This window comes from Nonomuraea sp. NPDC002799, assembly GCF_053592075.1.
The window spans coordinates 248,670-269,482 of the sequence record NZ_JBSFVA010000005.1 but is presented as its reverse complement, the minus strand read 5'-3'; the positions used below and the strand labels follow the sequence as shown (position 1 = coordinate 269,482).

General features: G+C 71.2%; 20 protein-coding genes. 4 read left to right on the top strand and 16 right to left on the bottom strand.

The window, feature by feature from the left end; all coding sequences use genetic code 11:
* The first annotated feature begins 53 nt into the window (after positions 1-53).
* On the top strand, positions 54-1,466 hold the full coding sequence (locus ACWD0F_RS12695; RefSeq protein WP_449874743.1) for an RNB domain-containing ribonuclease: 1,413 nt from the start codon (positions 54-56) through the stop codon (positions 1,464-1,466).
* A gap of 22 nt (positions 1,467-1,488) precedes the next feature.
* On the opposite strand, the gene ACWD0F_RS12690 is transcribed toward ACWD0F_RS12695, so the two are convergent.
* The gene (locus tag ACWD0F_RS12690; RefSeq protein ID WP_449874741.1) at positions 1,489-2,061 is read right to left on the bottom strand and encodes a TetR/AcrR family transcriptional regulator; all 573 of its coding nucleotides are present in this window, start codon (positions 2,059-2,061) and stop codon (positions 1,489-1,491) included.
* 146 nt (positions 2,062-2,207) lie between these two features.
* Positions 2,208-3,881: an ABC transporter ATP-binding protein gene (locus ACWD0F_RS12685; protein ID WP_449874739.1), complete on the bottom strand. Its 1,674-nt coding sequence runs from the start codon at positions 3,879-3,881 to the stop codon at positions 2,208-2,210.
* A 589-nt stretch (positions 3,882-4,470) separates the two neighbouring features.
* On the opposite strand from ACWD0F_RS12685, the gene ACWD0F_RS12680 reads away from it, so the two are divergent.
* On the top strand, positions 4,471-4,662 hold the full coding sequence (locus ACWD0F_RS12680; RefSeq protein WP_449874737.1) for a hypothetical protein: 192 nt from the start codon (positions 4,471-4,473) through the stop codon (positions 4,660-4,662).
* A 52-nt stretch (positions 4,663-4,714) separates the two neighbouring features.
* Here the strand turns inward: ACWD0F_RS12680 and ACWD0F_RS12675 are convergent, their stop codons facing one another.
* Positions 4,715-7,438, bottom strand: coding sequence for a DEAD/DEAH box helicase (locus ACWD0F_RS12675; RefSeq protein ID WP_449874735.1), 2,724 nt, complete (start codon positions 7,436-7,438; stop codon positions 4,715-4,717).
* 183 nt (positions 7,439-7,621) lie between these two features.
* Here ACWD0F_RS12675 and ACWD0F_RS12670 point away from each other — a divergent pair, with 183 nt between their 5' ends.
* Positions 7,622-8,062, top strand: coding sequence for a MarR family winged helix-turn-helix transcriptional regulator (locus ACWD0F_RS12670; protein ID WP_449874733.1), 441 nt, complete (start codon positions 7,622-7,624; stop codon positions 8,060-8,062).
* Between the two features lie 50 nt (positions 8,063-8,112).
* Here the strand turns inward: ACWD0F_RS12670 and ACWD0F_RS12665 are convergent, their stop codons facing one another.
* The 5 genes from ACWD0F_RS12665 to ACWD0F_RS12645 form a co-directional block, all read right to left on the bottom strand.
* A complete protein-coding gene (locus tag ACWD0F_RS12665) occupies positions 8,113-8,997 on the bottom strand; it encodes a diacylglycerol/lipid kinase family protein (RefSeq protein ID WP_449874731.1) in 885 nt (294 codons plus the stop codon).
* Positions 8,998-9,052: 55 nt separating this feature from the next.
* Positions 9,053-9,958 carry a twin-arginine translocase subunit TatC gene (gene tatC / locus ACWD0F_RS12660; protein WP_449874729.1) on the bottom strand — a complete coding sequence of 302 codons (906 nt, stop codon included), beginning with the start codon at positions 9,956-9,958 and terminating at the stop codon, positions 9,053-9,055.
* A 32-nt stretch (positions 9,959-9,990) separates the two neighbouring features.
* Positions 9,991-10,347, bottom strand: coding sequence for a Sec-independent protein translocase subunit TatA (gene tatA, locus ACWD0F_RS12655; protein WP_449874727.1), 357 nt, complete (start codon positions 10,345-10,347; stop codon positions 9,991-9,993).
* A gap of 227 nt (positions 10,348-10,574) precedes the next feature.
* Entirely contained in the window at positions 10,575-11,540 is a 966-nt protein-coding gene (locus tag ACWD0F_RS12650; protein WP_449874725.1) for a helix-turn-helix transcriptional regulator, read from the bottom strand.
* A complete protein-coding gene (locus ACWD0F_RS12645) occupies positions 11,537-12,487 on the bottom strand; it encodes a helix-turn-helix transcriptional regulator (RefSeq protein ID WP_449874723.1) in 951 nt (316 codons plus the stop codon). The genes ACWD0F_RS12650 and ACWD0F_RS12645 overlap by 4 nt, the downstream gene beginning before the upstream one ends.
* Positions 12,488-12,522: 35 nt before the next feature.
* On the opposite strand from ACWD0F_RS12645, the gene ACWD0F_RS12640 reads away from it, so the two are divergent.
* Positions 12,523-13,590: a DUF3866 family protein gene (locus ACWD0F_RS12640; RefSeq protein ID WP_449874721.1), complete on the top strand. Its 1,068-nt coding sequence runs from the start codon at positions 12,523-12,525 to the stop codon at positions 13,588-13,590.
* Here the strand turns inward: ACWD0F_RS12640 and ACWD0F_RS12635 are convergent.
* The 8 genes from ACWD0F_RS12635 to prcB all read right to left on the bottom strand — a co-directional run bounded on the left by ACWD0F_RS12635 (position 13,536) and on the right by prcB (position 20,652).
* Complete coding sequence (locus ACWD0F_RS12635) at positions 13,536-14,015, bottom strand: DUF3291 domain-containing protein (protein WP_449874719.1); 480 nt, start codon at positions 14,013-14,015, stop codon at positions 13,536-13,538. The genes ACWD0F_RS12640 and ACWD0F_RS12635 overlap by 55 nt on opposite strands.
* A gap of 15 nt (positions 14,016-14,030) precedes the next feature.
* The gene (locus ACWD0F_RS12630) at positions 14,031-14,687 is read right to left on the bottom strand and encodes a helix-turn-helix transcriptional regulator (RefSeq protein WP_449874717.1); all 657 of its coding nucleotides are present in this window, start codon (positions 14,685-14,687) and stop codon (positions 14,031-14,033) included.
* Between the two features lie 96 nt (positions 14,688-14,783).
* Positions 14,784-15,683 (bottom strand): FKBP-type peptidyl-prolyl cis-trans isomerase, encoded by a 900-nt coding sequence (locus tag ACWD0F_RS12625; protein ID WP_449874715.1) that lies wholly within the window; start codon positions 15,681-15,683, stop codon positions 14,784-14,786.
* Between the two features lie 100 nt (positions 15,684-15,783).
* A complete protein-coding gene (locus ACWD0F_RS12620; protein ID WP_449874713.1) occupies positions 15,784-16,734 on the bottom strand; it encodes an FKBP-type peptidyl-prolyl cis-trans isomerase in 951 nt (316 codons plus the stop codon).
* 74 nt (positions 16,735-16,808) lie between these two features.
* Positions 16,809-18,167 (bottom strand): Pup--protein ligase, encoded by a 1,359-nt coding sequence (gene pafA, locus ACWD0F_RS12615; protein ID WP_449874711.1) that lies wholly within the window; start codon positions 18,165-18,167, stop codon positions 16,809-16,811.
* Between the two features lie 126 nt (positions 18,168-18,293).
* A complete protein-coding gene (locus ACWD0F_RS12610) occupies positions 18,294-18,863 on the bottom strand; it encodes a hypothetical protein (protein ID WP_449874709.1) in 570 nt (189 codons plus the stop codon).
* Positions 18,864-18,987: 124 nt separating this feature from the next.
* Positions 18,988-19,782: a proteasome subunit alpha gene (gene prcA, locus ACWD0F_RS12605; RefSeq protein WP_449874707.1), complete on the bottom strand. Its 795-nt coding sequence runs from the start codon at positions 19,780-19,782 to the stop codon at positions 18,988-18,990.
* Between the two features lie 21 nt (positions 19,783-19,803).
* Positions 19,804-20,652 carry a proteasome subunit beta gene (gene prcB, locus ACWD0F_RS12600; protein WP_449874705.1) on the bottom strand — a complete coding sequence of 283 codons (849 nt, stop codon included), beginning with the start codon at positions 20,650-20,652 and terminating at the stop codon, positions 19,804-19,806.
* Positions 20,653-20,813 lie beyond the last annotated feature (161 nt).

The following is a 20,813-nucleotide window of genomic DNA, read 5'->3' as shown; positions in this document are numbered from 1 at the left end:
CGGCGGGCGGGACGGCCACCTCACTTGCGCGGCGGCGCCTGTAGGTTGTGGCCATGATGCAGGTGCCCGATGAGATACCCGTCAGGCTGGAAGACGGGTTCGAGCGGATCAAGCGGGAGCTCGAGCTCCCCGCCGGCTTCCCCGACGCCGTGCTCGACGAGGCCTCGTGGGTGGCTCAGGTGCCCAGGCTCGCCGCCGAGGACCTGTCGCACATGCCGTTCGTCACCATCGACCCGCCCGGCTCGATGGACCTCGATCAGGCCGTCCACCTGGAGCGGCTGGGCGCCGGCTACCGCGTCTGGTACGCCATCGCCGACGTCGGCGCCTTCGTCCGCCCGGGCGGGGTCATCGACGCCGAGGCCCGCGCCCGCGGCGCGACGATCTACCTGCCCGCGGGCCGGGTGCCGCTGCATCCCCAGGTGTTGTCGGAGGACGCGGCCAGCCTGCTGCCCGGCGCGCTGCGCCCGGCCGCGGTGTGGCGGATCGACCTCGACGCCGATGGGCGCATGCTGGGCGCCGACGTGCAGCGGGCCCTCGTCCGCAGCCGCGAGCGCCTCGACTACGCCTACGTTCAGGCGGCCGTCGACACCGGCACCGCCGACGGCACGCTGGGGCTGCTGGCCGAGATCGGCGGGCTCAGGCTGGCCCTCGAACGCGCGCGCGGCGGCGTCACCCTCCCCACTCCCGATCAGGAGATCGTGGCGGGCGACGGCGGCTACCGGCTGGAGTTCAGGATGCCGCTGGCCGCCGAGGCGTGGAACGCGCAGATCTCGCTGCTGACCGGCATGGCCGCGGCGGCGATGATGCTGGACGCCGAGATCGGCATCCTGCGCGTGTTGCCCCGGCCGCACGCCGTCGACCTGGCGAAGGTCCGCCGGGTGGCGCAGGCGCTGGACGTGCCGTGGCCCGACGGGGCCGGCTACGGCGAGGTGGTGCACGACCTGGATCCGAAGCAGGCGCGGCACGCCGCGTTCCTGCACGAGTCGAAGGTGCTGCTGCGCGGCTCCGGTTACGTGGCCTTCGACGGCGCGCCGCCCCGGCTGGCCGAGCACGCGGCGGTGGCGGCCCCGTACGCGCACGTCACGGCGCCGCTGCGGCGGCTGACCGACCGCTACGCGACCGAGGTGTGCCTGGCGGTCGCCGCGGGCGAGCCGGTGCCCTCCGGCGTGCGGGCGGCGCTGGCGAACCTGCCCGACATCATGGCGGCGACCGGGCGGCGCGCGGGCGCGGTGGATCGCGCGTGCGTGGATCTGGTGGAGGCGTTCGTGCTGCGGGACAGGATCGGGCAGGCGTTCGAGGCGATGGTGATCGACGTGGACGAGCGGCGCGGCGGCGGTCAGGTGCAGCTCGGCGACCCGGCCGTGATCGCCCGCTGCGACGGCGACCTGCCCCTCGGGGAGCGGATCACCGTACGCCTGGCGCGGGCGGATCCGGCGACCCGCGAGGTGCGCTTCACCCCGGCCTGACCCCGCCGTCCCCGCCGCCCGATCAGGCCCGCATCCCCTGGCAGATGACCTCGGCCAGTCGCACCGCCCCGCCTCTGGCCCGCGCCCTGCGCTCGGCGACCAGGCCGCCCCGTAACAGGTCCAGCACGTCGCCGGCCACCAGGTCCCGCCGCACCGCGCCGGCCCGCTGCGCCCTGTCCAGCAGCCGCCGCACCACACCGGCGAAGTCGTCCTGCAACGTCGAGCCCTGCCTGAACGCCATCCCGGAATCGCTCTCCAGCATCTCGCACAGCGCCTGGTTGGCCGACGCCTGCTCGATCACCCGCGAGAACCAGCCGAAGAACGCCTTGCCCGCGTCCTCGGACGTGCTCAGCGCGCGCCCGTCGGCCACGAACCGCTCGATCCGCCCGAGCAGCACCGCCTCGAACAGCGCCTCCTTGGTCGGGAAGTGCCGGTAGACGGTGCCCACGCCGAACCCGGCCCGCCGGGCGATCTCGTCGAAGGAGATGGTCAGGCCGTCACTGGCCAGGGCCTCCTGCGCGATCTGCAGGACTCGCTCGCGGTTGCGCCGCGCGTCGGCGCGCAGCGGCCGGGCGGAGCTGTGGTCGTCGCCCATGACATCAACCTGCCTTCGACAAACGGAGAGGGCTCTCCGATTCTATCGAGGACATTTCTCACCTTCACCCCAAATCCGCAACCGGCATCGCACGACGGCACCCGCCCTCCTCGGGCGGGTGCCGTCAGCCGGTACGTACGGGCACATCAGGGCGGAGCCGACAACCGCGCCGCGTGGCCGGGAATGCCGACCCGCTTGAGCCGGATACGGTCCTCCCTCGGCACCGGCTCCACCTCCACCGTCCTGGCCCCCTCGGGCACGTGCCGCAGATCATGCGTGATCAGCAGCGTCGTCCGGCCGGCCATGAGCCGGCGCAACGGCTTCATGATCTGCGCGACCGTGGCCTCGTCCAGCCCGTTCATCGGCTCGTCGAGCACCAGCACCGGCGCGTCCCGCAGAATGGCCCTGGCGATGGCGATGCGCTGCCGCTGCCCGCCGGACAGGAGCCGTCCCCGCTGCCCGACCGGCGTGTCGTAGCCCTGGGGCAGCAGTTTGACGAAGTCGTGCACCCCCGCCGCCTCGGCCGCCCTGATCACCTCGTCCAGTGCGGCGTCCGGCCGGCCGTAGGCGATGTTGTCGCGCACGGACCCCGAGAACAGCAGCGTCTCCTGGTGCAGGACCGTGACGTTGTCACGCAGCGACCGGCGCGTCAGGCCGCGCAGGTCGGTGCCGTCCAGCAGGACGCGCCCCGCGTCCGGGTCGTAGAAGCGCAGCAGCAGCTTGGCCAGCGTGGACTTGCCCGCCCCGCTGGGCCCGGTGAGGACGACGACCTCGCCGGGCGCCGCGGCGAACGTCACGTCCCGCAACACCGGCCGCCCCCGCCCCGGATAGGTGAATCCGACCCCCTCGAACTCGACGAGGCCGCGGCTGCTCCCGGCCGCCACGGCGCCCGGGTCGTCGGTCACGGCGGGCCGGGCCCCGAGGACCTCGATCACCCGGTCGGACCCCGCCGCCGCCTCCGAGACCGTCAGGGCCAGCTCCCCCAGGCTCTGCACGGCCGGGTACAGCAGGGCCAGGTAGGCCGCGAAGGCCAGCAGGCCGCCGATCGTCAACCGGCCCGCGGCGATCTCCCACGCCCCGAACCCGAGGATGACGATCAGGCAGACGGTCTCGATGACCTGCACGGCCGGGCCGTACAGGCCGGACAGCCACGCCTGGGACATGTTGGCGCTCAGCCAGCGGCGGCCCTCTCCGTGCAACCGCCGCGACTCCGTCCCCTGCCTGTTGTACGCCTGCACGAGCGGCTGGTTGGCCAGCCCCTCCTCCAGGACGCTGTTCATGGCCCCGTTGCTGGCGCGCTCCCGCGCGGCGGCCGTCCTGAACCGGGCCGCGAACAGCTTGGAGATCACCAGGAACGCCGGGATCAGCGCCATCGTGACGAGCGCGAGGTCCCAGCGGATGAAGAAGGCGGCCCCCGCGAAGAACACCACGCTGGCGACCGTGGTGACCATCTTGACCAGCCCCGACCCGACGAGTTCCTCGATGGCCTCGATGTCGTCGGTGAGGCGGGCCATCAGATCGCCCAGCCGCCGGTTCTCCGAGAAGTCGGGCGCGAGCGTCTGCAGGTGCTCGAAGACCCGGTCGCGCAGCGCGAGCAGGAATCGTTCAGCGCCGAGCGCGGTGGCGTACGTGCCGGCGAAGGAGGCCACCCCGGCGACCGCGGCGAGGCCGAGCCAGCTGAACGCGGGCGTCCAGAACGCCGCCAGATCCCGGGTTGTAAGGACTTTATCGGTGATGTGACCGAAGAGGCGAATTGCGGCTACCTCACAGAGCGCGGCCACGATGGCGAACACCACCCCGGCCGCGAAAAAGCGCCGCAATCCCCGAGTGTCCGGCCAGAACTCGCGAAAGGTGCGGCGAAGCGAAATCGCCGGCGCGAGTTCACGGCCGGAGGCGCTCAAGGAGAGCCGGCGGCCAGGCCGCCGGCTCTCACGGGTGTTAACTAGCACCCCCACCACCGACGGCGGCAGCCCCAGCCCCAGCGGCGACGACGGCGCCTACGGCAGCCCCATCCCTGCTGGTACCCGACCTGAGAGAACTTCGCGCTAGCCATGTTTCCTCCCCCGTTGGCTGACATCTGCACAATTTGGACGCTAGCACCTGAATTGCGATAAAGCACGAGATATTGTGCGATTCCAACAAGGTTTGACCAGTAAATCCAGCAGACAAAGGGAAATCCGCACGGCTGTTAAATCATGCGTAAATGAGTAAAGTCGCCGGCCGGAGTCAGGCGAAAGTCAAGGATGCTTATCAGAACTGGTTCTCAGACACATCCGCGCCTTACACGAAGAGTTACTCTCAGCGGTCAATTAATTACAGAAAGTAACAGAATGCGCGTGCGGCTTTCCGTCAATTCACTCGATACTTTGGTTCGTTGGAGTGACCGCCCGCCCCTGACATCCTGGACCCATGGCGTTCCTCGGTGTGATCCTCATGATCCAGGGCTTCGGCGGCCTCATCGCCCGCCACATCTTCGACAGAGACTTCGGCGTGCTGCACAACTGGCTCGACGGCGGCCCGCTGACGGCCGTGAACATCGCGGCGGGCCTGGCCGGCCTGGCGCTGACGGTGCTGAGCGGCCGGAAGAAGGAGACCGAGTAGAACGCGGCGGCGGCCGGGCACCCGCCCGGCCGCCGCGCGAACACGCCGAGGATCAGGTCAGCGAGGAGTAGGCCACCACGCCCCGGCGCATGGCGTCCATGGCCTTCCCCGCCGTCTGCTTGATCTTGCTGCCCTGCGGCGCCGCGTTTCCGAGCTGCCCCAGCAGGTCCATCAGCTGCTTGATCCAGCGGACGAAGTCGCCGGCGGCCAGCTCGTTGCCGTTGATGCCCTCCATGAGCACGGCGTCCAGATTGTGCCCCTTGGTCCAGCGGAACGCCGCCCACGCGAAGCCCAGATCGGGCTCACGGATCGTGGAGAGGCTGTGGTCGGACTCGATGCCTTCCAGCTCGCCCCACAGCCGCATCATGGCCGTCAGCGCGTCCTGGGCCCGCCCGGCGGGGATCTTGGGCCGGCGGGCGTCGTCGGACGCCCGTGCCTCGAACACCAGCGCCGAGACGCACGCGGCCAGCTCGGCCGGCTCCAGCTCCTCCCACAGGCCGTTGCGCAGGCACTCGGCGGTGAGCAGGTCGAGCTCGGTGTAGAGGCGGCCGAGGCGCCGGCCCTCGTCGGTGACGGCCTCGTCGTCGAGGTAGCCGAGCTGCTCCAGGACCGAGCAGATGCGGTCGAAGGTACGGGAGATCACGTGGGAGCGGCCCTCGACGCGGCGCCGCAGCCCCTCGGTCTCGCGCAGCAGCTTGTAGTAGCGCTCGGCCCAGCGGGCGTGGTCCTCGCGCTCGTCGCAACCGTGGCACGGATGCTGGCGGATGCTCCGGCGCAGCTCGTTGACCTCGTCGTCCTCCATCGTGTGGTCGCGCGCCCTGACCGGCTTGCCGAGGTCGCGGTCGCCCATCTTGGCGAGCAGCGTGGAGATGAGGTTGGCACGCTCCTTGGGCGAGCGCGCGTTGAAGTTCTTCGGGATGCGCAGCTTCTCGATGGGCTCCACCGGCACCGGGAAGTCGGCCGGGTCGAGCTTCTTGACCTGCTTGCCGATCGTCAGCACCAGCGGGTTGGGCCCCTGGCCGCGCGGGTTGCGCCCCGGATCGAGCACGATGGCCAGGCCGGCCCGGCGTCCGCCGGGCACCCGGATCACGTCGCCGGGCTGCAGCTCCTCCAGCGACCGCACGGCCGCCGCCCGCCTGGCGGCGCCGCGCTGCTTGGCCAGCTCCGCCTCGCGGTCGGACAGCCTGCGGCGCAGCGCGGCGTAGGCGGGGAAGTCGCCCAGGTGGCACGTCATGGCCTCCTGGTAGCCCTCCAGGGCCTCCTCGTGCTTGCGGAGCTGCTTGGCCAGCCCCACGACCGCGCGGTCGGCCTGGAACTGGGCGAACGACTCCTCCAGCAACGCCCTGGCGCGCTCCCTGCCGAACTGGCCGACGAGGTTGACCGCCATGTTGTACGAAGGCTGGAAGCTGGAGCGCAGCGGGTAGGTCCGGGTGCTGGCGAGGCCCGCGACCGACAGCGGATCCATGCCCGGCTGCCACAACACCACGGCGTGGCCCTCGACGTCGATCCCGCGCCGCCCGGCCCGGCCGGTGAGCTGGGTGTACTCCCCGGGTGTCAGGTCGGCGTGGGTCTCGCCGTTCCACTTGTCGAGCTTCTCGATCACCACGCTGCGGGCCGGCATGTTGATGCCCAGCGCCAGCGTCTCGGTGGCGAACACGGCCTTGACCAGCCCGCGCGTGAACAGCTCCTCGACGACCTCCTTGAAGGCCGGCAGCATGCCCGCGTGGTGGGCCGCCAGGCCGCGCTCCAGGCAGTCGCGCCACTCCAGGTAGCCCAGCACCGTCAGGTCCTCGTCGGGCAGGTGCGCCGTGCGCTCGTCGACGAGCTGCCTGATCTCGTGCCGCTCGCGGTCGGTGGTGAGCCGGATGCCGGCCTGCAGGCACTGGCGGACGGCCGCGCTGCAACCGGCCCGCGAGAAGATGAACGTGATCGCCGGCAGCAGCCCCTCGGCGTCGAGCTTCTCGATGACCTGCACGCGGTCCGCCGGCCGGGAACGCTGCGGGCGGCCGTAGCCGCGCCGGCCGCGGCCGGCCGTCAGGCGCTCGGCGTCACGCGTGACCCGCATCAGCGTCGGGTTGATGCGCGGCGTCAGCTCGTCGGCCACGAACAGGTCGTAGACGCGGTTGCCGACCAGCATGTGCTGCCACAGCGGCACCGGGCGGTGCTCGTCGACGATCACCGAGGTGTCGCCGCGCACGTCGCCCAGCCACTCGCCGAACTCCTCGGCGTTGCTGACCGTCGCCGACAGCGCCACCAGCCGGACCGACTCCGGCAGGTGGATGATGACCTCTTCCCACACCGCCCCGCGGAACCGGTCGGCCAGGTAGTGGACCTCGTCCATGACCGCGAAGCCCAGCCCGGCCAGCGTCGCCGAGCCGGCGTAGAGCATGTTGCGCAGCACCTCGGTGGTCATGACCACGATCGGGGCCTCGCCGTTGACGCTGTTGTCGCCGGTCAGCAGGCCGACCTTGGCGGTGCCGTAGCGTTTGACCAGGTCGTTGTACTTCTGGTTGGACAGCGCCTTGATCGGCGTGGTGTAGAAGCACTTGCGGCCCTGCTCCAGGGCCAGGTGCACGGCGAACTCGCCGACCACCGTCTTGCCCGAGCCCGTGGGCGCCGCCACCAGGACGCCGTCACCGGCCTCCAGGGCCCGGCAGGCGTCGAGCTGAAAGTCGTCCAGCTCGAAGTCGTAGTGACTGCGGAACGATTTGAGAGCCGCCCCGTCGTCCCCGTGCTTCTGACGGAAGGCCGCGTAGCGTTCCGCTGGCGTTGTCATACCTGCCAGCCTACCGAAATCGGCATTCCGGTCCGTCCCGCCCGTTCCCCGGTGGCCCCAGCAATTCCGGCCGAGTGCGCCCCACGCGCACGACACAACACCATATAGGCACCCTAAGGTGATCACTCATCACTGTCCACCCCAAACTGTACAGTCTGGACTGAAGGTTCTACCGTGGGCGTCATGGACGACAGCGGAGACGAGCTGGCGGCCCGCGCGGCGGGCGACGTCTGGGTCGTATTCAGCCGCCTGCGACGCAGGCTCAAGGACCTGGCCGGCGAGGGCGACCTCACCCCGGCCCAGGTCTCCGTGCTGGCCCGGCTGGACAAGCAGGGGCCCGCGTCGGCCAGCGACCTGGCCGCGGCCGAGCGGGTACGCCCCCAGTCCATGGCCAAGATCGTCACCGCGCTGCGCGAGGCGGGCCTCGTGCAGCGGCACCCCGACCCGCAGGACGGGCGCCGCCAGCTCGTCACCCTGACCGCCCAGGGCCGCGAGCACCGGCTCGGCGACCGCCGGGCCCGCCAGGAGTGGCTGGCGCGGACCCTGCGGGAGCGGTGCGCCGAGGAGGAGCTGCGCGCCGTCATCGAGGTGATGGCGCTGCTGGACGACGTGGCGCACGCATGACACGGCGCGGCGGGCCCGCGTATCCGGCGGACGCCTTTACAAAGTAGATCTCACGCGATGACGCGCAGCGCGCCCGGCCGCACCTCGCAGTCCACCGGCACCGGCCCGACCCGTTCGCCGTCGGCGTAGACGACGGTGTCGGCCGCCTCCAGCCGCACGCTGCGCACCCGCCGCACCGTCACCGCCCGGTGCCCCACGTGCGTCCCCCGGTACACGCTGGGGAAGACCCGCAGGAACTCCGCCTTCGACACGGCCTCCAGCATCACCACGTCCAGCAGCCCGTCGTCGGGCCGCGCGTCGGGGCACACCCGCATGCCCGCGCCGTAGGACCGCGTGTTGCCGACGGCCACCAGCATGGCCTCCCGCTCGATCACCTCGTCCCCGTCGAAGGTGACCCGGAACGGGATCGGCCGGAACGAGCGCAGCTCCCCCGCCGTCGCGACCAGGTAGCGCGCCATGCCGGGCGGCCAGGTGAGCCGGTTGGCCCGCTCGTTGACCCGCGAGTCGAACCCGCAGCACAACACCCCGGCGAACAGCTCGTCGGCCTGCCCGGCCCGGACGCGGGCGACGTCCACCAGCCGCGACTTCATCCGCAACACCGCGCGGGCGGCGGCGATGGGGTTGCCGGGCACGCCGAGCGCGGCCGCGATGTCGTTGCCCGTGCCCGCGGGGATGATGCCGAGCGGCACGTCGGTGCCGGCCACAGCCTGCACGGCCAGGTGCACCAGGCCGTCGCCGCCGAAGGCCACGAGCGCGTCTGGGCGCTCGGCGACGGCGGTGCAGGCACGTTCCAGGGCGTCGGTGGCGTTCTCTCCGACGATCACCGACAGCTCGGCCCCTCCGGCGCGCAGGCGGCGCGCCACGGGTTCGAGCAGTCGCAGCGTACGGCCGCCGCGGGCGGCGGGGTTGACGAGCAGGGCGAGTTGAGGGGACACGCCCGGAATTTATCGCTTATCGCCCGGAACCGGAATCCTCTGGGGTGCGCTTCTCTTAGGTGCGCTTCGCATCGGGATCATCGTCGATGGGCGTCGCGGGGTCCACCGGCGCGGCGTCGCCGACCGGCGCGGAGTCCTCGATGAGCTCCGAGGCCTCGTCGTCGGACAGATGCGAGAAGTCGTCTCCGGCGGGCGTGCGTCTCTCGCGCAGCCACATGACGCTTTCGGCGACGAAGTACAGGATGATCATCGGGGCGGCCAGCGCCATCATCGTGATCGGGTCGCCGCCGGGGGTGACGATCGCGCCGAAGACGAACATCGCGAAGACCACCGTACGGCGGTGCTTCTTCACGGTGCTGTGGGACAACACGCCGATGAAGTTGAGGAAGACCAGCAGCAGCGGAAGCTCGAACGAGATGCCGAAGATCAGCAGCATGATCAGGACATAGTCGAGGAAGTCGTCGATGCCGATCGTGGCGACGGTTCCGTCGAGCGAGAACCCCAGCAGGATGCCGAGGCTGGTGTCCATGATGACGTAGGCCAGTCCGGCGCCCAAGGCGAACAGCGGGACGGCCAGGCCGAGGAAGGCCAGGGAGTAACGCTTCTCGGTGCGGTAGAGGGCCGGGGTGACGAACGCCCAGATCTGGTAGAGCCAGGCCGGCGAGGACACCACCAGGCCGATCATCAGCGAGACCTTCAGCGTGATGAAGAACGACTGGAAGATACCGCTGTAGGTCAGGCTGCACGTCCCGTTGAGCTGGCGCGACTGGGGCGTCTCACAGTAAGGCGCCTTGATCAGCTCCCACACCGGATCGAAGAAGATCCATCCGATGATGATGCCCACCACGATCGCGCCCAGCGCGAGGAGCAGCCGGTTGCGCAACTCGCGCAGGTGCTCCATCAGGGGCATGCGGCCTTCGGGGTCGGACGCGGGGCGGCTCGACCGTTTCAGCAGCGCCATCTAGCAGTCCAGGTGACGAGGAGGGACGGGGATCAGAGACGCTTGTCGGCCTGCGCGGCGCCGGCGCGCAGGCGGGCGGCCTGCTCCTCAAGCTGGCGGGCCTGCTCCTCGGCGGACAGCGCCGGGGCGGGGGCCGGAGCCGGAGCGGTGGGGGCGGAGGAGAGCTGCTGCGGCTGCACGGGCTCGGGCTGCGCCGGAGCGGGGGCCTGCGCCTGGGCCTGCACGGTGTGCTCGGTGTCATCGTCGTCGCGGAGCTTGGCGGTCTCCGACTTGAAGATGCGCAGGGACCGGCCGACGCCGCGGGCCATCTCGGGCAGCTTCTTCGCACCGAACAGCAGGACGAGCGCCAGCAGGATGATCAGAAGTTCGGGAACTCCAAGGTTCGGCATGTAAACGCCCTTTTCTAGCGATTGCCTGTTTCAGCCACGATCGTACGCTGCCCGGGGCGTGCTCTCATCCCCCCGGGGCGCCAATCTGGGCCGCCTCGGCTCGAGCTGGGCCTTCGCCTCGGCGACTTCCCTCATCAGCGTACGTGCCGCCGCGACGATCCGGGCGCCGGCGATCCCTAGCACGACCAGCCCGGCCAGCCCGAGGCCCGCGGCCAAGAAGATCCACGTCATGGCTGGTGAGCGTACAGGGCCAGGGCGCGTTCGGCCTCCTGCCGCACGGTCTCGGCCATCGCGGGCGGTGAGACGACCCGGCCGGTGTCGCCCAGGCGCAGCGCCAGCTTGATGATCCAGTCCTCGTCGCGGGCCCGCAGCGTCACCCGCAGCCGCCCCTCGCCGAGCTCGGCGATCCGCTCGCACGGGTAGTACTCGGCCACCCACCGGCCCGCCGCGCTGACCTCCAGCTCGACCAGCTCGTCGGTCGGCGAGGGCCGGAAGACGCCCTGGGCGACGTCGATGGGCTCGGCCTCCGCCGGCGGATCGGCGGCCACGTCGAGCACGTCCACGCCGAGCACCCGGTCCAGGCGGAACAGCCGCATCGCCTCGGCCCGGTAGCACCAGCCCTCCAGGTAGGCGCGGCCGTCGACGACCACGACCCGCATGGGGTCGACCTCGCGCGGCGTCACCTCGTCGCGGCCTGGCACGTAGTAGCGCAGCGACAACCTGCGGCCCCGCCTCAGCCCGTCGCGAACCCGCGGCAGCGCGTCGGGGGCGGCGTCGACGTCCACGGTGACCTGGCTGCTGACGGTGGCCGCGCCCTCGCCCGCGGCCCGTTCCAGCTTGGCCGTCACGCGGGGCAGCGCGTCGCCCGGCACCTCGGCCAGCTCAGGGGTGGCGGCCAGCATGCGCAGGGCGACCAGCAGCGCGCTGGCCTCGTCGATGCCGAGCCGCAGCGGCCTGGCGATGGTGTCGGCGTTGTCGATGATGATCTCGCCGCCGTCCCAGGACACGTCGATCAGGTCGCCGGGGGTGTGCCCCGGCAGCCCGCACATCCAGACGAGCTGCAGGTCGTCGATGAGCTGCTTGTCGCTCAGCCCGAACACCGCGGCCACCTCGCCGACCTGCGCCCCGGGATGGGACATCAGGTACGGCACCAGCGCCAGCAGCCTCGGCAGCCGGTCAGCCGACCCACTCATGCGCAGGCCCCTTTCAATCGGCGGATGACGGCCTCGCGGGCGTCCGGCGGCTCGACGACCTCGACGTCGGCGCCGAGGCTGGCCATCCAGCCGGCCAGCCGTTCGGCGTCGGAGAAGGGCAGTTCGGCCTCGTCCCACCCGTCGGTGCCCTGGTGCACGGCCCTGGCGAGCTGCCGCAGGCCCTCGCACACCCCCTGGCGCACCCGGACGACGGCCACCCGCTCCTCCAGCGGCTCGTCGGGGAAGCCGACCATGGCCCGCAGGTCGACGCCCTCGGGCACCTCGACCGCGCCCGGCCGGCCGGTGGCGGCGACCTGGCCGCTGATGCGGCTCAGCCGGAAGGCGCGCGGGGCGTCCCTGTCGCGGTCGAAGCCGGCGAGATACCAGCGGCCGCGGCGGCTGACCACGCCCCACGGCTCCACCGTGCGGCTGCGGACGGTCTCGCTGCCGGAGGCCCGGTAGTCGAAGCGCACCACGCGCCGGTCGCGCACGGCGTCCCACAAGGCGGGGAAGGCCGGGTCGCGGGTGTCGACGCGCAGCTCAAGGGCGCCGGTGCCGACGGGGGCGTCGGTGGCCACGCCGCCGGCGCGCAGCTTCAGCAGCGCCCCCGAGGCGGCCTCGGCCAGGCTCGCGCGCTGCCACACCTGCGCGGCCAGGCCCAGGACCGCCGCCTCGTCGGGCTCCAGGGTGATCTCGGGCAGCTCGTACGACTGCCGCTCGATCCGGTAGCCCGGCTCGTCCTCCCACGGGTCGCGCACCACGTCGATGGGGATGCCGATCTCGCGCAACTCGTTCTTGTCCCGCTCGAACATGCGCTGGAACGCCTCGTCGCCATCGCGGTCGTATCCGGGCACGGCCTGGCGGATCTGCTCGGCCGACAGCGGGCGGCGGGTGGCGAGCAGGCAGATCACGAGGTTGAGCAACCGTTCCGTCTTCCGGCGCGACATCCGCACTCCTCCTTCATCGGCGCTACCCTGCCCCCGTGATCAGATGGCGCAAGGGCGAGGTCGTTCGGATCCGACGCGAGTGGCCGGGAGCGGTGGAGCTGGACGTCGCCGTCCCCGAGGGGGAGTGCCGGGCGCTGGCGTATCCGCCGTTGGTGGGGCGTCCGGAACCCGGTGACGAAGTGCTGCTCAACACGACCGCGCTCGCGATGGGTCTCGGTACGGGAGGTTACGCCATGGTGGTGGCCGTCCCTAACCGTTTGCCGCAAGATCCTGAGGGGCCCGGGCACCTGGTGAAGGCCAGGTACACCCCGCTGCAGGCCACCGTGCAGGGCGCGGACGAGCAGGATTCCCCCTATCACGACCGTTTGCGGGAGGCCGACTCCCTCGACGGGATGCCGGTGATCGTGGCGGATCTGCACTCGGCGCTGCCGGCGATCCTGTGCGGTCTGTACGCCGCGGCGCCCGCCACGCGGGTGGCCTACGTGATGCTGGACGGCGGCGCGCTGCCCGCCTGGTTCTCGATGGCGGCGGCCCGGCTGCGCGAGATCGGCTGGCTGGCCGGGGTGGTCACGGTCGGGCAGGCGTTCGGCGGCGACCTGGAGGCGGTCACCGCCCACACCGGGCTGCTGGCGGCCCGGCACGTGCTGGAGGCCGACGTGGCGATCGTCACGCAGGGGCCGGGCAATCTGGGCACGGGCACCCGGTGGGGCTTCTCCGGCGTCTCGGCGGGCGAGGCGGTGAACGCGGCGAGCGTGCTGCTCGGCCGCCCGGTGGCGGCCCTGCGGGTCAGCGAGGGCGACCGGCGCGAGCGCCACTACGGCGTCTCCCATCACTCGCTGACCGCCTACGGCCGGGTCGCGCTGGCGCCGGCCGACGTGCCGGTGCCGGTGCTGCCCGGCGCGTTCGGCGAGCGGGTCAGGGACCAGGCCGAGCTGCTGGCCGTACGCCACCGCCTGGTCCCGGTCCCGGTGGACGGCCTGCACGAGGCGCTGCGGGACTCACCGGTGCGGTTGTCGACGATGGGCCGGGGGCTGACGGAGGACCTGGCCTACTTCCTGGCCTCGGCGGCGGCGGGCAGGCTGACGGCCTCGCTGCTGTCGTAGCCGTCCTTGTAGGTGAAGGCCGCGGGGCTCGGCCCCGCGGCCTTCAGGTGCTCCAGCCGCGCCATCGCCTCGGCCAGCGACGGGATGCGCCCTTCGGGGACCCACCACATCACCATGTACGGCTCCGCCATCCGCAGGAACCACTCCCTGCGGCGGCGCAGCACGTCCAGATGGGCACTGCGGTAGGTGTAGTCCCAGAGCGTCTCCCGCGACTCCCACACCGAGAAGTTGACCAGCAGATGGTCGCCGTAGCCGTGGATCGTGGTGGCCGCCGGGTCGTCCTCGCTCGCCTTCAGCCGCCACACGAACCCCGGCGCCTCGTCGGCGAGGGCGTTGACGGGGGCGAGCAGGGCCACGAACTCGGCGAGCTCGGGCGAGGCGACGGGGGCGCGCAGGTGAGCGATGTTCAGCTGGGCGAGGTGCATGGGCCCAGCACACCATCACCCGGCTTCTATGTCAACGTCTATTTGTTTTAGTGAGACGCAACATTCGCCGGGGCGCGGGTCGAGCGCCGCCCGGCCGGGGTCGTCGCCGAGCCCTTCGAGCAGCCCCTGGCACAGGGCCAGGTTGATCGAGCACACCAGCAGCGGCTGTTCCCCGGCCAGAACGTGGAAGGGGCAGTTGCGCAGCCGCGTCACGCCGCCCTCCGCGTACGGCTCGTAGCCGCGCGAGGCCAGCACCCGCTCGGCGGGCTCACCCCGGTGCCGCCCGGCCATCCGGGCGCCGGCCTCGCGCGCCGACCGCTCGGCCTGCTCCTCGGCCCCGAGCTCGTCCACCACGTGCGCCAGGACCGAGGCGAGCGCGGCGTAGTCGCGCGGCGGCAGGCTCACCGAACGCTCGCCCTTGGCCCTGCGGTAGACCTTGGCCGGCCGGCCGCTGCCCGGCCCCTTCTTCTCCTGCTGCCGCAACCCGCTCTCCAGCAGGCCGGCCTCGACCAGCTTGTCGAGATGGTGCCCGGCCAGCGTCCTGGACACGCCCGCGGCCTCGGCAGCCTCCGTCCTGCCCACGTCGCCGCCACGCGCCGTGACGACCGCGTAGAGGCTGCGGCGTACGGGGTCGTGCAGGAGGGCCAGCGCCTCGAGGTCGTCATCGCTCACACGCGGAGTCTATGAAAGCCGCCGCCCGGCCGGGCCCTTCCCGCTGCCGCACGGGCCGAGGCCCGGCAGCGCCGGGCGGCCGGGCGCGGGGGCCGGTCAGTAGGCGGCGATGACGTCCACGACGAAGACGAGGGTGTCGGAGCCCTTGATGCCGAACGCCGGATGGCCGGGCTCGCCATAGCCGTACGCGGGCGGGACGATCATCAGGACCCGGCTGCCGGCGGGCACGCCGACCAGGGCCTTGTCCCAGGCCTTGATCACGCTGCCGTCCCCGATCCTGAACGCCTTGGGCCGCCCGCTCGTCCAGGTCGCGTCGAAGACCCGCCGCGGGCCCCAGATCGCGCCCTCGTACTGCGTGACGACGAGCTGCCCCGCCTGTGTCGCCCGCCCGCGGCCTCTGACCAGCACCTTGGCGGCGAACCCGGCGGGCGGCGCGGTCGCGGGCACCGCGAGCCGGGGCCGGGCCCCGCCGGTGACCCGGACGCCCGCCAGCGTGCCGCCGCTCCCCTCGACCGAGACGCCCTTGGCGTGCGCGCCGAGGATGTCGACGACGTAGAACAGCTCCTCGCCGGGCTCGACGCCGCGCGGCGGGTTGGGACCGAAGCCGTCCTGGGGCGGGATGGCGGCGATGACCCGGCTGCCCACCGTGCGGTCCCGCAGCGCCGTGTCGAGCCCGGGCACGAGCCCGCCGACGGGGAAGGCGGCCGGGGTGCCGCGGTTGAAGCTGGAGTCGACCAGGCGGTTGCGCCCGCCGTCCCACACGTGCGCGGTGTACTGGACGATCGCCACGTCGTCCTGGTGCAGCCGCGCGCCCGTGCCCGTGGCCAGCTCGTCGACCTGGAGTCCGGCCGCGGGCTTGCCGCCGGGGAAGACGATCGTCGGCCGGGCGCCGAACGCGCCGCCCACCCGCAGGTCCAGAGCGTCGGCGGCCTGCCCCGTGCAGCCGGCCGCCAGCAGCGGCGCCAGCAGTGACAACGCGGTGACACGGCGGAGCATCGGCCCTCCTGCGCGGGACGGCCCGGCGGCGCTGCGCCACCGGGCCTGCAGATGCTACCGCGTCACGCCTCGGCGAACGGCCGGAACGCCCATCCGCGACTCAGTAGGCGGCCAGGATGTCCACCACGAACACCAGGGTGCTCTTGGCCGGGATGCCCTGCTGCTCCTGGTCGCCGTAACCGAGGTCCGGCGGGATGCTCATCACGACCCGGCTGCCGACCGGCACTCCCGCCAGGCCCTGCTGCCAGCCCTTGATCACGCCGCTGAGCGAGAACTCGGCGGGGCTGCCCCGCTCCCAGCTCGAGTCGAACGCCTTGTCGGTGCCCCAGAGCTTGCCGGTGTAGTGCACCACGAGCGTCTGGGTGGCCTGCGCCTTCGGGCCGGTGCCGGTGATGAGCGTCTTGACGACGAGTTCCTTCGGCGCCTTCTCGTCCGTCTTGGTGGTCAGCGTGGGCGCCTTCTCGCCGCCCGGGTTGTCGACCTTGACGCCCTTGATGCTCTCCTTGGTCTCCTTGCCGGTGGCGGCCTTGAGCGCCGGCGGCTGGGCGCCGACCACGTCGAACACGAACACCTTGGTCGGCTCGGCCGGCGTCGTCTGCTGCTGGGCGACCGAGTCGTTGGCGAGGACGGCCAGGAGCCGGCCGCCGTGCTTGACCTTGGTGAAGCCCTCCTGGAGCACATCCGGGAGCTGCTGGTCGATCGCGATCGTCTCAGGCGTCTTGGTGTCGTAGGAGGAGCCCTGGACGGCGTTGCCCTTGCCGTCCCAGTTGTAGACGGTCAGGTTGACGATCACCCTGTCGCCGGACTTGACGCCGGAGCCGTTGCCCGCCTGGATCACCTCGTACGACGACTTCGTCGCCGGCGTGCCGGCCGGGAAGGTCACCGTGGGCTTGGCGCCCACGGCTCCCCCGACCTTCAGCCCCGACGCGGCGGCGGCCCCGGCGGTGGTGGCCCCGGCGGTGGCGGCGGTGCCCGCGCCGTCGTCGGAGCCGCACGCTGCGGCGAGCAAGAGCAGAGGCACGGCGGCCAGTACGGCCAGAGCGCGGCGCATGGGTTTCCCTCGGAAAGACGGCAGATTCGCGTCACACTACCCGACATCACGGTAGGCCCGAGGTAAACGGATCCCTACATGCCCGCTATGAGCTTGTCGACCCGCTCGTCCACACTGCGGAACGGATCCTTGCACAACACCGTGCGCTGGGCCTGATCGTTCAGCTTGAGATGCACCCAGTCGACGGTGAAGTCGCGCCGCTTCTCCTGCGCCTTGCGGATGAACTCGCCGCGCAGCCGCGCCCTGGTCGTCTGCGGCGGCACCGACTTGGCCTCGAAGATCTTCAGATCGGAGGCCACCCGCTCCACCGAGCCGCGCTTCTGCAGCAGGTAGAACAGGCCGCGCTTGCGGTGCACGTCGTGGTAGGCCAGGTCGAGCTGCGCCACCCGCGGCGAGGACAGCGGCAGATCGTACTTCTTCCGGTAACGCTCGATGAGCTGGTATTTCGTCACCCAGTCGATCTCCCGGGAGACCAGGTCGAGGTTGCCGGTGTCGACCGCGTGCAGCGTGCGCTCCCAGAGCTCCAGCACCCGGTGGGCGATGGCGTCGCCGCCGCGGCGCTCGACGAAGTCCTTCGCCTTCGACAGGTATTCCTGCTGGATCTCCAGGCTGGAGGCCTCGCGCCCGTTGGCCAGGCGCACCCGGCGCCGGCCCGTCATGTCGTGGGAGACCTCGCGGATGGCCCGGATCGGGTTCTCCAGCGACAGGTCGCGCATCACCGTGCCCGCCTCGATCATGCGCAGCACCAGGTCGGTGGCGCCGACCTTGAGCAGCATGGTGGTCTCGCTCATGTTGGAGTCGCCCACGATGACGTGCAGGCGGCGGAACCGCTCGGCGTCGGCGTGCGGTTCGTCCCTGGTGTTGATGATGGGCCTGGACCGGGTCGTGGCGCTGGAGACGCCCTCCCAGATGTGCTCGGCCCGCTGCGAGACGCAGTAGACGGCGCCGCGCGGCGTCTGCAGCACCTTGCCGGCCCCGCACACGATCTGCCGTGTCACCAGGAACGGGATCAGCACGTCGGCCAGCCGCCCGAACTCCCCGTGCCGGCCGACCAAGTAGTTCTCGTGGCAACCGTAGGAGTTGCCCGCCGAGTCGGTGTTGTTCTTGAAGAGATAGATGTCACCTGCGATGCCCTCTTCGCGCAGCCGCTTCTCCGCGTCCACGAGCAGGCCCTCGAGAATGCGCTCGCCCGCCTTGTCGTGGGTGACGAGCTCGATGACGTTGTCACATTCGGGTGTTGCGTATTCAGGGTGGCTGCCCACGTCGAGATAGAGACGCGCGCCGTTGCGGAGGAAGACGTTGCTCGATCGGCCCCAGGACACGACCCGCCGGAACAGGTAGCGCGCGACCTCGTCGGGGGACAGCCTGCGCTGCCCCCTGAACGTGCAGGTCACGCCGTACTCGTTCTCCAGCCCGAAGATGCGACGATCCATCACCTCACACTATGCCCACGGATCGGCAAGCGGGAGAGATCTTCCCGGGTGTTTTCACACCCAGCCCTTTTTGCCCGTTTCGTCCCGCGCCCGCCCCTGTGGGGCGCGAGTAGCCCCGGGCGGATGTCAAGGAGTCCAGATCTCCTGGACCTGGACGATCTTCCCCTGGTGAACGGTGATGAGCGACGGCACCTGCTGGCGGCCGTGCCGCTTGGTGAGCACGGTCTTGGAGCAGCGCTTGGCGCCCAGGCCCGTGTTGCGGCCGACCGTCATGTCCGCCATCGACGTCTTGCACCCGTACGCCGACAGGAAGACCACGTTCTTGGCGATCGGCGAGGCGTAGGCCCGGACGTCGCCCTCGGGCGGAGACACGAAGTTGCCCTCGTGCTGGGTGCCCTTCTTCCACTTGATCGGCTCGTACTCGGCCACGCCGCCCCGGACGTAGGTGATCCAGCCGCGCAGGATGCCGTCGCGGCGCGGGCTGATCCGCTTGGTGAAGTCATGCCCGGGATCGGCCTGATAGGTGGTGCCGAACACCTTGGGGGCCTTGTACTTGGGATACGCGGCGTCTTTGGCATACGCGGCCGTGCCGGCGGCCCGGCTCGTGCCGGTGGTGGCGGCGTGGGCGGCCGTGCCGGAGGTCAGCAGCACTGCGGCGGCGGCGCCGGCCAGCAGGCTACGCAGGGGTGTGTTCACAGATCATGAGATCCCCGATCACCCCGCGGAGTTCGGCCCCGCCATTGTGAAACAGCTCACACCCGAACCCGGCCCCGCCCACACGAACGGGGCCGCGCGTGGGCGGCCCCGTTCGGAGAAGGTCCTACAGCGGCGAGGAGCCGTCGTCCACGTCACCTTCGGGCCCTGTGGGAGGCGGCTTCTCCTCCGAGGCGGGCGGCGTGGCATCGGGCGGCGTGGTCGGCGTCGTGGTCGTGGTGGTCTGGCCGAGCAGCCGCTCCAGCCGGCCCCCGGTCAGCCGCAGGAACTTGCGGTGCTCCCGGTTGCGGTCGAGCACCGCCACCTCGAGCTGCCCCACCGGCGGCCGCTCGCCGCCGGGCTCGGTGAGCGCCGCCAGCGCCACCTCCAGCGCGTCGGCCAGCGACATCGACTCGCGGTAACGCTCCTTCAGCCGCCCCGACACGGCCTCCGCCTGCCCGCCCATGGCCGCGAAGCCGTGCTCGTCGAAGACCGACCCGTCGAAGGTCAGCCGGTAGATCGCGTCGCCGTCCTTGTTGTCGCCCACCTCGGCGACGACGACCTCCACCTCCAGCGACTTGATCGACTCGGTGAAGATGCGGCCCAGGTTGGAGGCGTAGAGGTTGGCCAGGCCGCGCCCGGTCACGTCGGAGCGGTCGTAGGTGTAGCCGTTGATGTCGGCGTAGCGGATGCCGCCGAGCCGCAGCTCCTCGAACTCGTTGTAGCGCCCGACGGCCGCGAAGCCGATCCGGTCGTAGATCTCGCTGATCTTGTGCAGCGCCCGCGACGGGTTGGGCGCCACGAAGAGGATGCCGTCGACGTACTGCAGCACGACGACGGACCGGCCCCGCGCGATGCCCTTGCGCGCGTAGTCGGCCTTGTCCCGCATGATCTGCTCAGGGGACGCATATCCAAAAGGCATGGACACGTGCGGTGGTCCTTTCTAGCGCAGCGGGGCGATGGGGCCGTCGGGCGAGATCATGCGGGATTCGAGCATCCGCTCGACGAAGGCGGAGACCTCGCTGTCGGGGAGGCGGCGGAAGCCGTCGCCGTCGATCACCGACACGATCGGCCAGATCTTCCTCGTCACGTCGGGGCCGCCGGTCGCCGAGTCGTCGTCCGCCGCGTCGTAGAGCGCCTGGATGAGGGTCATCACCATGTCGTCGGCCGTGGAGCCGTCACGGTAGAGCTTCTTCAGCGCCCCGCGCGCGAAGATCGAGCCGGAGCCGATCGCGTCATAGCGCTCGCGCTCGTAGGGGCCGCCCGCCACGTCATAGCTGAAGATGCGCCCCTCGTCCCGGTCGGGGTCGTAGGCGGCGAACAGCGGCACCACCACGAGCCCCTGCATCGCCATGGCGAGGTTGCCCCTGATCATGGTCGCCAGCCGGTTGGCCTTGCCGGCCACCGACATCGTGCGGCCTTCGAGCTTCTCGTAATGCTCCAGCTCGACCCGGTAGAGGCGGGCGAACTCGATGCCCGTGCTGGCCGTGCCGGCGATGCCCATGCACGAGTAGTCGTCGGCGCGGAAGACCTTCTCCACGTCGCGCTGGGAGATGATGTTGCCGGACGTGGCCCGCCGGTCGCCCGCCATGATCACGCCACCGGCGAAGGTGGCGGCCACGATCGTGGTCGCGTGCGGAACCTGGTCGCCGATCGGGGTGGCCAGGACCTCGTCCCGCTGCGGAAGCAAAGCAGGCGCATACGAGCTGACAAACTCCGTGAACGAGGAATTTCCGCTGTTTCGGAAAAGCTGGTTCACCAAGCCGACGGGCAGATCCCTGTGCGATGCCACGCGACTCCCTCCAAACGTCAGTGTTCCTAGGGCGACCCTACTCATGTTGCGTTGCTGTCTGCACTTCCCACGATCAGCTCACGGCGAACCCATGTCCCGGCGGCAGCGCGGAAGAGCCGCGGTCTCGTGTTCAGATCGTTTCTTTACGCCCGCCATCCGCC

Bases quoted from the DNA above. Each gene is read 5' to 3' on its own strand.
- ACWD0F_RS12695 (WP_449874743.1), top strand. From the start codon at position 54: ATGATGCAGGTGCCCGATGAGATACCCGTCAGGCTGGAAGACGGGTTC.
- ACWD0F_RS12690 (WP_449874741.1), bottom strand. From the start codon at position 2,061: ATGGGCGACGACCACAGCTCCGCCCGGCCGCTGCGCGCCGACGCGCGG.
- ACWD0F_RS12680 (WP_449874737.1), top strand. From the start codon at position 4,471: ATGGCGTTCCTCGGTGTGATCCTCATGATCCAGGGCTTCGGCGGCCTC.
- ACWD0F_RS12675 (WP_449874735.1), bottom strand. From the start codon at position 7,438: ATGACAACGCCAGCGGAACGCTACGCGGCCTTCCGTCAGAAGCACGGG.
- ACWD0F_RS12670 (WP_449874733.1), top strand. From the start codon at position 7,622: ATGGACGACAGCGGAGACGAGCTGGCGGCCCGCGCGGCGGGCGACGTC.
- tatC (WP_449874729.1), bottom strand. From the start codon at position 9,958: ATGGCGCTGCTGAAACGGTCGAGCCGCCCCGCGTCCGACCCCGAAGGC.
- tatA (WP_449874727.1), bottom strand. From the start codon at position 10,347: ATGCCGAACCTTGGAGTTCCCGAACTTCTGATCATCCTGCTGGCGCTC.
- ACWD0F_RS12650 (WP_449874725.1), bottom strand. From the start codon at position 11,540: ATGAGTGGGTCGGCTGACCGGCTGCCGAGGCTGCTGGCGCTGGTGCCG.
- ACWD0F_RS12645 (WP_449874723.1), bottom strand. From the start codon at position 12,487: ATGTCGCGCCGGAAGACGGAACGGTTGCTCAACCTCGTGATCTGCCTG.
- ACWD0F_RS12635 (WP_449874719.1), bottom strand. From the start codon at position 14,015: ATGCACCTCGCCCAGCTGAACATCGCTCACCTGCGCGCCCCCGTCGCC.
- ACWD0F_RS12625 (WP_449874715.1), bottom strand. From the start codon at position 15,683: ATGCTCCGCCGTGTCACCGCGTTGTCACTGCTGGCGCCGCTGCTGGCG.
- ACWD0F_RS12620 (WP_449874713.1), bottom strand. From the start codon at position 16,734: ATGCGCCGCGCTCTGGCCGTACTGGCCGCCGTGCCTCTGCTCTTGCTC.
- pafA (WP_449874711.1), bottom strand. From the start codon at position 18,167: ATGGATCGTCGCATCTTCGGGCTGGAGAACGAGTACGGCGTGACCTGC.
- prcA (WP_449874707.1), bottom strand. From the start codon at position 19,782: ATGCCTTTTGGATATGCGTCCCCTGAGCAGATCATGCGGGACAAGGCC.